Origin of the sequence: Streptomyces chisholmiae (assembly GCF_031845445.1) — a bacterium.
Taxonomy (GTDB): domain Bacteria; phylum Actinomycetota; class Actinomycetes; order Streptomycetales; family Streptomycetaceae; genus Streptomyces; species Streptomyces chisholmiae.
Window position 1 is genome coordinate 1 of record NZ_JAVREO010000303.1, and the last position, 388, is coordinate 388.

The 388-nt window shown below is 74.7% G+C and carries 1 pseudogene; it reads left to right on the forward strand.

Annotation, left to right across the window (positions count from 1 at the left end):
- Positions 1-388: pseudogene (locus RM844_RS33305) on the forward strand (hypothetical protein); the annotation flags it as partial.

Consider the following 388-nt stretch of genomic DNA (forward strand, 5'->3'; position numbering starts at 1 on the left):
CTGCCGCCCTACGCCGGACCCGCCGAACCCAGCGCGCTCAGCGTGCTCATCCGGCGCGACTACGCGGTCGCGGAGCCGCCGCGTCTGCTCGCCCAGGCCCAGCGTCTCGCCGACATCGACGCCGGACCCGGCGGCGACGGCTCCACGACCCCGGTCGTCGGCACCAGCGTCCACGCCGCGCTCGGGGTGCTCTTCGGGGAGTACGAACCGGACGAGATCGCCTCCCGGCACAAGGAGTTCGGCCTGGAGGAGGGGGACTCCACCCTCTGGGTCTCGGCGGCCGAGGCGCTGCCCGAGCCGGGGGAGTGGCTCGGGGCCCCGTTCGAGGACGCCGACCCCGAGCTGGTGGTGTGCCGCTTCGACGTCAGCGCCGTCTTCGACGAGGAGG